At 43.9% G+C, this 6,734-nt stretch carries 8 protein-coding genes; 4 read left to right on the top strand and 4 right to left on the bottom strand.

Annotated elements, in window-relative coordinates; genetic code table 11:
• Positions 1 to 218: 218 nt before the first annotated feature.
• Positions 219 to 1,532, bottom strand: coding sequence for a TldD/PmbA family protein (locus VB732_RS34165; RefSeq protein WP_323235255.1), 1,314 nt, complete (start codon positions 1,530 to 1,532; stop codon positions 219 to 221).
• Here VB732_RS34165 and VB732_RS34160 point away from each other — a divergent pair.
• The gene (locus tag VB732_RS34160; protein WP_323235254.1) at positions 1,531 to 1,698 is read left to right on the top strand and encodes a hypothetical protein; all 168 of its coding nucleotides are present in this window, start codon (positions 1,531 to 1,533) and stop codon (positions 1,696 to 1,698) included. The genes VB732_RS34165 and VB732_RS34160 overlap by 2 nt on opposite strands.
• Before the next feature lie 166 nt (positions 1,699 to 1,864).
• On the opposite strand, the gene VB732_RS34155 is transcribed toward VB732_RS34160, so the two are convergent.
• Positions 1,865 to 2,725 (bottom strand): Tab2/Atab2 family RNA-binding protein, encoded by an 861-nt coding sequence (locus tag VB732_RS34155; protein ID WP_323235253.1) that lies wholly within the window; start codon positions 2,723 to 2,725, stop codon positions 1,865 to 1,867.
• Positions 2,726 to 3,001: 276 nt separating this feature from the next.
• Between VB732_RS34155 and VB732_RS34150 the strand changes: the two genes are divergently transcribed.
• Together VB732_RS34150 and VB732_RS34145 are read left to right on the top strand one after the other, a co-directional pair.
• Positions 3,002 to 3,334 carry a DUF433 domain-containing protein gene (locus VB732_RS34150; protein ID WP_323235252.1) on the top strand — a complete coding sequence of 111 codons (333 nt, stop codon included), beginning with the start codon at positions 3,002 to 3,004 and terminating at the stop codon, positions 3,332 to 3,334.
• Positions 3,331 to 3,690, top strand: coding sequence for a DUF5615 family PIN-like protein (locus tag VB732_RS34145; RefSeq protein WP_323235257.1), 360 nt, complete (start codon positions 3,331 to 3,333; stop codon positions 3,688 to 3,690). The genes VB732_RS34150 and VB732_RS34145 overlap by 4 nt, the downstream gene beginning before the upstream one ends.
• Positions 3,691 to 3,835: 145 nt before the next feature.
• Here the strand turns inward: VB732_RS34145 and VB732_RS34140 are convergent, their stop codons facing one another.
• Both VB732_RS34140 and VB732_RS34135 read right to left on the bottom strand, forming a co-directional pair.
• Positions 3,836 to 4,480, bottom strand: a complete 645-nt coding sequence (locus tag VB732_RS34140; RefSeq protein WP_323235251.1) for an HAD family hydrolase — start codon at positions 4,478 to 4,480, stop codon at positions 3,836 to 3,838.
• Between the two features lie 169 nt (positions 4,481 to 4,649).
• Positions 4,650 to 5,843: an NAD(P)/FAD-dependent oxidoreductase gene (locus VB732_RS34135; RefSeq protein ID WP_323235250.1), complete on the bottom strand. Its 1,194-nt coding sequence runs from the start codon at positions 5,841 to 5,843 to the stop codon at positions 4,650 to 4,652.
• A 193-nt stretch (positions 5,844 to 6,036) separates the two neighbouring features.
• Between VB732_RS34135 and VB732_RS34130 the strand changes: the two genes are divergently transcribed.
• Positions 6,037 to 6,660: a 4Fe-4S single cluster domain-containing protein gene (locus VB732_RS34130; RefSeq protein ID WP_323235249.1), complete on the top strand. Its 624-nt coding sequence runs from the start codon at positions 6,037 to 6,039 to the stop codon at positions 6,658 to 6,660.
• The last annotated feature ends 74 nt before the right edge of the window (positions 6,661 to 6,734 follow it).

The following is a 6,734-nucleotide window of genomic DNA, read 5'->3' as shown; positions in this document are numbered from 1 at the left end:
GAGGTTCATTAACGGAGTTCAGAGGTTCATTAATGGAGTTCAAAGGTTCATTAACGGAGTTCAAAGGTTCATTAACGGAGTTCAAAGGTTCATTAACGGAGTTCAGAGGTTCATTAACGGAGTTCACGCTATTCCCCCTGCTCCCTGCTCCCCTGCTCCCTGCTCCCTGCCCCCTGCTCCCCTGCCCCCTGCTCCCCTGCCCCCTGCCCCCTGCCTCTTCAATTACTTCTCCCCGTGGTTGATAGCCCTTCTACTATTAGAGATGGAGTATAACAAGAACCATTCCAATCACCATCATTGCCCAGTGCAACCAATTGCTTCAGGGCTGTATAAACATTACCTGCAACCATCGTATCCTTAACACGCCCAATTACTTGACCATTTTGGACGCGGTAGCCTAAATCGACGTTGATCGAAAAATCTCCAGAAATACTACCGCCATCACCCAGCATTTGATCCACAATCAAGCCATCATCTAATTTTTGAATTAAATCTGGTAACGATGCCGAACCTGGCTGGATAAGAAAATTAAATAAACCAGGAGTGGGATAGCTGCCCAAACCGGGGCGAAAGCCATTTCCAGTAGTTTCAGTACCTAATTGACGGCCGGTAGTGCGATCGCCATAAAAATGCTGTAAAGTCCCGTTTTGGACAAATACTAAAGATTGAGTCGGAGTTCCTTCATCATCAAAAGGGCAACTATAAGGGCCAGCTTCTGGGTCTTGATAAAGAGTGAGACTAGGTGCAACGACTGGGTTCCCTAAACGTTCTGCCCAAGGTGAAGCTGTTTCTAAAACTCGTTTGCCATTCAAAGCGGCTTGCACAGTACCCCAAAGCATATCGGCAGCTTTAGAAGTAAACAAAATTGGTACACGACCAGTAGGGGGTGAGACATTTTCTCTAGCCCAAATTAACCGTTGTAAAATTTGGTTTGCTAATCTCTCAGGGTGAAGTTCCCCCCGTTTGGTTTGACCATCAGCAACACTTAAAAAATCATCGCCACGTACCCATTCTGCCGATACATAGCAGTTGAGGGTAGTATCAGTGTAGTGACAATCTAAACCTTTAGTGTTGACTATTCTGGTAGTTTCAATATCACATTCCCAGTCACCATTGCACACAACATCAGGATAGACATCACGGATGAGTGCGATCGCTTCCTTGCCCCAGTCTACCAAAATCTCCATCGGTACACTTTCCCCTAAATCTGGGTAAGAGGGCTGAAAGTTAGAGCCTAATTCTACAGTTTCTGATTCATTCAGTTGACTTAATGCCAGAGCTTTTTCCACCATTACTTCGGCTAAGACAGAACCGTAAGCCACCGTCAGCCCAGGACGGCCGTTTCGCCAAAGCCGTAGTGCTGTACCTTCAGATTGGTTAGTTTCTAGCTGTTTGAGCCGGTTTGCCTCAAAAAACACTGGACGAGAAAGCGATCGCGACTGATACACCTCAGCAGCTTCTGCTCCAGATTTTATAGCTAGTTCCAGCAACTGTTCGGCTAGTGTATCTTGTGACAAAATTTCAGAACCCATGACCCTTAGTGAATGGTGGATTTTGAACCGCATATCAACGCACATTGGAGAAAGTGCGATCGCTAAAAGCCGGCGATCGGGTTTTCTGCTAATGGACGTAGACAACTATCCAAAAATCATCAGCATTTCCTTACAGTTACGATTGGGAACCGCAAATCAACACTGATGGACGCAGTTAATTATCCCAAATCATTGTCATGTCTCAACGGATCTTGTCATTGGTCATTAGTCATTAGTCATTGGGCATGGTTTGGTTATTCTCCTTGTCCCCTTGTCCCCTTGTCCCCTTGTCCCATTCCCCATTCCCAATTCCCAATTCCCAATTCCCAATTTCAAAGATTAACCTCCTGTAACAGCCAAAAACCAGCAAAAGATTCTGCTTTGGGATCAGACTGTACACCAATAAAATGCACTCCGTTAGCTTTTTGCTTGGCTTCTTCAAAACCTTTAGCCTCTGCTAAGAGTTGAGGTTTTTTGATATTTGCTACAATCCAGCTTTCAGTTACACCAGTTTCTAAAAGCAATTTCGCCTCTTCACTGGTGTCGAGTCTCAAAAAAGCCAACTCCAAACCAGACATCCAGCCAGCCAAGGGTAACGCTCTCGGTGAGAAAATCAAAATACCAGGAATACGCGCTTCTGGTGAAACTTTCACCAACTCTAAAGGGAAAGCTTCACTAAAACCAATTTCCCACTCTGGCATTTCAGCCAAATCCGCAGCATCTAAACTAACAAATACCCACTGTTGCCCTTCCAAAGCATCTGGTAAACGTTGCGGCAAAGGTTTCTCTAAGCGCACTGAGGGATTAGTCCCCCCTTGATACCCTGCCTCTTGAGGATACACTTCCTCCATGCGCTGTTCTAACCATTGATTAAGAGCCAAAGTGCGGCGGCTAGGCTGCGCGGGAATGCCTATATCTTGGCAGGCTTTAGTAATCATATTGTTCATTTGGCGGCGGAAAAAGCGGATTTTAATAGGTGCTTTTCCAGCTTGGTCAATAGCTTCCTGCAATGCTGTCCGCAACCAACCCGAGTTTACCTGGGTACTGGGACAATATTGAGCATAGCGAAACAAAGAATCTGGTTTTGTACCAATACCCAAGGGGCTTTCGCAGACTAAGACTTCCCAAATTTTTTTCTGATTATCGTCCAAAATCGGACGGGAGTAAAAATCGATTTCCCAAATGCTGCCCATGTTTTACCGTAAAAATCTGGCTGTTATGTTTTCCTGATATGTTGATCATACGGGTGTTAGGGCAGCATTGGTAATTGGGAATTTTGGATTGGGTATTGGTTATTAATTCTTCTCCCCCATCTCCCTTGTCCCTCATCGTTTGAGCAAAACGAAGTTTTTGGAGTCAATAGGTTTTGCGATGAGTGGAGAATTTATCAGGCGATCGCTGGAATAGTTTGCGCTCCCGATAGAATTTAATTACGAATTAATGCTAAAAGATCCTGGAGAGATAAATGAATGCAACTAGAAGATTATTTTGACTTTTTAGACCCAGATGACATCCGTATCAAAGGCCATCGCATTGGTATTGATAATGTGATTCAATATTACTTGCAAGGATATTCACCAGAGCAAATTATAGAGGAATTACCTTCCCTGAATTTGGAGAAAATTTATGCAACGCTTACCTACTATCTGCATAATCGTGTTGAAATAGATGCTTATATGTTGCGGCTAGCAAAGTGGCGAGAACAGCGCTATCAAGAATCATCAGCTAATCCTTCACCTTTAATGCAACGTTTAAGAGCATTAAAGGCGCAACGTGAGCAGGAGTTGCTAAACTCTTGGTGAAAGTACGTTTTCTCCTTGATGAAAATTTATCGCCCAAGCTGAAGACATCTGTTTTGCGCCTCAATCCAGCAATAGATATTCTGCGCGTAGGCGATGCCGAAGCACCACCATTAGGTACACTTGACCCAGATATCCTGCGCTACCTGGAATTATCCCAACGTATATTGGTTACAGACAACCGCAAAAGTATGCCCGAACATCTGCAAGAACACTGGGGAGATGGAGGACATATTTGGGGACTAGTTTGGTTGCGTTCCAGTGGGAACCTCAGTATTTGGGCAGAAACAATTTATTTGATTTGGGAAGCGACTGAGGCAGAAGAGTGGATTGATAGATTGGATTGGATTCCGCTTTAAAAATCTAGCGTTGCTGAATTGAAGTATGAATTTAGAAACCAACTTTTGCTAAGTGGACTCATTTAGCCAATAATTCTACGGCTTTACGTGAAAACAAGTGACACAGAAGTTTTCGTAGCCGTGGGAGCGTCTAAGTATCTCCTTTTTAACCACGATTGATCCAAACGCCTCTGAGTCCAGCTGCTTTAGCTGCGTAGTAGTCTTCCACAATGCTATCGCCGATATGCCATGCTGCTGAAGGGGAACATTGATGTTTGTCTAAGGCAATGGCAAAAATTTGAGGATCGGGTTTAGCTGCACGTACCTGGGTAGCAATGGTGACGGAGGTAAAAAACTCTCTCAATCCCAAACTTTGCAATACTGAATAAATCCGCGAATCAAAATTGGACAGCACCCCCAAAGTGACCCCCAACCGCCGCCAGTTGATTAAAGCTGGTAAGACATCGGGATAGACAAACCACGGTTCGCCAGTGCCAAAGTGAATGTAAAGTTCGCTAAAAAAAGCCGAAAAGTCAGAGAATTCCTTGAGAACACCTGCATTTTCAAAAGTGTTCAGGGCAATTATCCGCCACCAATCAAACTCGCGCTGGGGAATATCTTGCAGTTCTGCATCTGGAAATATCGGCGGCGGTGCTGCTTTAAAGCTTTTGATGAAGGCTGTATTTAATGTTTCGGCTGGAACCGTCACACCAAATTCCTCGGCTATCTGACTATAAACTTTACCCACACTGCCTTTAACATCGAAGAGTGTACCCACAGCATCTAAAAAAATAACTTTTGGTTGTTCCATCAAAGTTTGAAGATTTTGAATGTGGAATTTTAGATTTTGGCTTGTTAAAAGCTTCTGTGGGTAGAGTCTAGCATCTCCTAAGTAAGTTGGCGGAAATAAACTAAATCATTGTCATTTGTCATTTGTCATTGGTCATTTGTCCCAATTCCCCATTCCCCATTCCATTAAGTTACCGAGAGAGCGTTTCTATGATTGGACGCACTAGCCAATTAAAACCAACTTTAAGTTGATGATCTAAAGTTGGCAACCTATATAAATAGGCCATCCGACGGGCGGCGGATGCGAAGGGGCCATCTAGTTTAATTCCCAAACCAGTAAGGGTGGCGTTGTTTACTCCTAATGCCATCATTTCTCCCAACTGTTGGTAGCGGAAGGGAAGGAGGGGACGATTAGTGAGACTTGCCCAGATATTCCAAGCAGTATAATCAGCTTGTTGAAAAGCCGCTTGTGCTGTGGCGGGGACTTGCTGTCCTTCAATATCATGACAGTCTGCTAAATCTCCCAAGGCAAAGATTTCTGGATGATCGATCGCTTGTAGATTGGATGTAGTGCTAATTTGACCACGCTGATTTTGCTTCAGGGGAAGAGATTTCACTACAGGTGCAACTCTATTTCCTACAGTCCAAATTACCAAATCTACAGGAATCGTGTCTAACTGGCTTTTGTACTCCAGGGAAATGGTATTTTGCTCTATTGATTCTACTTTGGTTTCTAAATCAATAAATATACCACGGGCTTCTAAAGCTTTTTTTGCTGCTTCCCGGTTGAACTCTGGGGAAGTTCGCAAAATTTGATCGGCGATTTCAACGATCCGAAAGCGTCCTCTTTCACCGAGTCTGTCGGCTAACTTACAGGCTAACTCTACACCACTGTAGCCAGCCCCAATAATCGCTACCCGAATTTTATCAGCATCGGATTCTTCTAAAAATCGCAGGCGTTCTTCTAAACGATAAGCATCAGATATTGTGCGGAATGGGTAGCCGTAGGATGCCGCACCGGGAACTAAATCTAGTGGTGTTTCACCTCCTAGTGCCAGTACTAAGCGATCGTAAGGGATTTCTGGCCCTTCATGTATATTTACCCGTTGCTGATCAATGTCAATTCCAGACACAACTCCTTGATAAAAACGCACTCCAGTGCCTTGCAAAAGTTCTTCAAAGGGTGGGGCAATTTCCCAGGTTTGCAGTTCGCCAGTGAGTAATTCGTAAAGTAAAGGAGAGAATAAGAAGCGATCGCTTTGATCTACTAAAACAATTTCGGGTTTTTGCGTAGATTCCCAAGGTAACTGGCTTAAGCGCAAGGCTGTATAAAGACCACCAAAGCCTCCACCAAGGATACAAATTCTAGAAGTTTCTTGAGTCATCGATTTTATCTATAGGAGGATCAATACTAGCTAGGCAACTAACTTCAGTCTAGTCAGTTAAAGCGGACTTTTCAAAATCTCATTAAGTTTTTCAGAGATTAATCATTAGTCTTTTGTCATTTGTCACAGTTATCTAACGGTCAATTCGCTATAGTTAACGGTTAACAGGCAATGGCTAAAAGGAGTTGAAGAGATGGAAATTAAGCCAACTGACCCATCGCTAGCACTCATGGATATTCCCCCTGGCTATCTCAATATTATGGGTTACGTCGATCAGTCAGAAGTTAATGGCCCTGGTTGTCGTGCAGTTGTCTGGGTACAAGGTTGTCTTCGTGAGTGCCCTGGCTGCTTTAATACTAACTCCTGGTCATTTGAGGCTAACCAATTGATTGCTGTTGATACCCTTGCCGAAAATATTCTCAGCAATCCCCACAACACGGGTGTCACTTTTTCTGGTGGAGAACCCTTTTGGCAAGCAACTGCATTAGCATCTTTAGCGCGTAAGGTAAAAGCTGCTGGGTTAAATGTAATGTCTTTTTCTGGGTTCACTCTTAAGCAACTACAATCTCAATCCGCGCCTCCAGGTTCCCAAGAATTGTTAGAACAACTTGATATCCTCATTGACGGGCCTTTTGTCCAATCTCTGGCAATTAATTCTCCTAATTCTCCAGTTTCTTCAAGCAATCAACGGGTTCGGGTGTTAAATCCGGCTTTCCAAGACCAGATTACTTGGGCTAGCGATCAGATAGAAGTCCACATCCTTAAGGATGGTGGACGTATTGTTACTGGTTATCAAGGTGGGCTGGAATTAACGTAGGGGATTGGGAATTGGGAATGAAAAGTTAAAACTTAAAGATTCTTTTACCTTCTGAGGGTCAACGTTCACCTTCT

It is taken from the genome of Nostoc sp. UHCC 0252 (assembly GCF_034931145.1).
Classification (GTDB): Bacteria; Cyanobacteriota; Cyanobacteriia; order Cyanobacteriales; family Nostocaceae; genus Nostoc.
The sequence above is the reverse complement of the archived record's forward strand: the minus strand, read 5'-3'. Positions and strand labels throughout refer to the sequence as shown.

Excerpts from the sequence above, each read along its gene's own strand:
- VB732_RS34160 (WP_323235254.1), top strand. The coding sequence starts at position 1,531 with ATGACCCTTAGTGAATGGTGGATTTTGAACCGCATATCAACGCACATT.
- VB732_RS34165 (WP_323235255.1), bottom strand. The coding sequence starts at position 1,532 with ATGGGTTCTGAAATTTTGTCACAAGATACACTAGCCGAACAGTTGCTG.
- VB732_RS34155 (WP_323235253.1), bottom strand. The coding sequence starts at position 2,725 with ATGGGCAGCATTTGGGAAATCGATTTTTACTCCCGTCCGATTTTGGAC.
- VB732_RS34150 (WP_323235252.1), top strand. The coding sequence starts at position 3,002 with ATGCAACTAGAAGATTATTTTGACTTTTTAGACCCAGATGACATCCGT.
- VB732_RS34140 (WP_323235251.1), bottom strand. The coding sequence starts at position 4,480 with ATGGAACAACCAAAAGTTATTTTTTTAGATGCTGTGGGTACACTCTTC.
- VB732_RS34135 (WP_323235250.1), bottom strand. The coding sequence starts at position 5,843 with ATGACTCAAGAAACTTCTAGAATTTGTATCCTTGGTGGAGGCTTTGGT.
- VB732_RS34130 (WP_323235249.1), top strand. The coding sequence starts at position 6,037 with ATGGAAATTAAGCCAACTGACCCATCGCTAGCACTCATGGATATTCCC.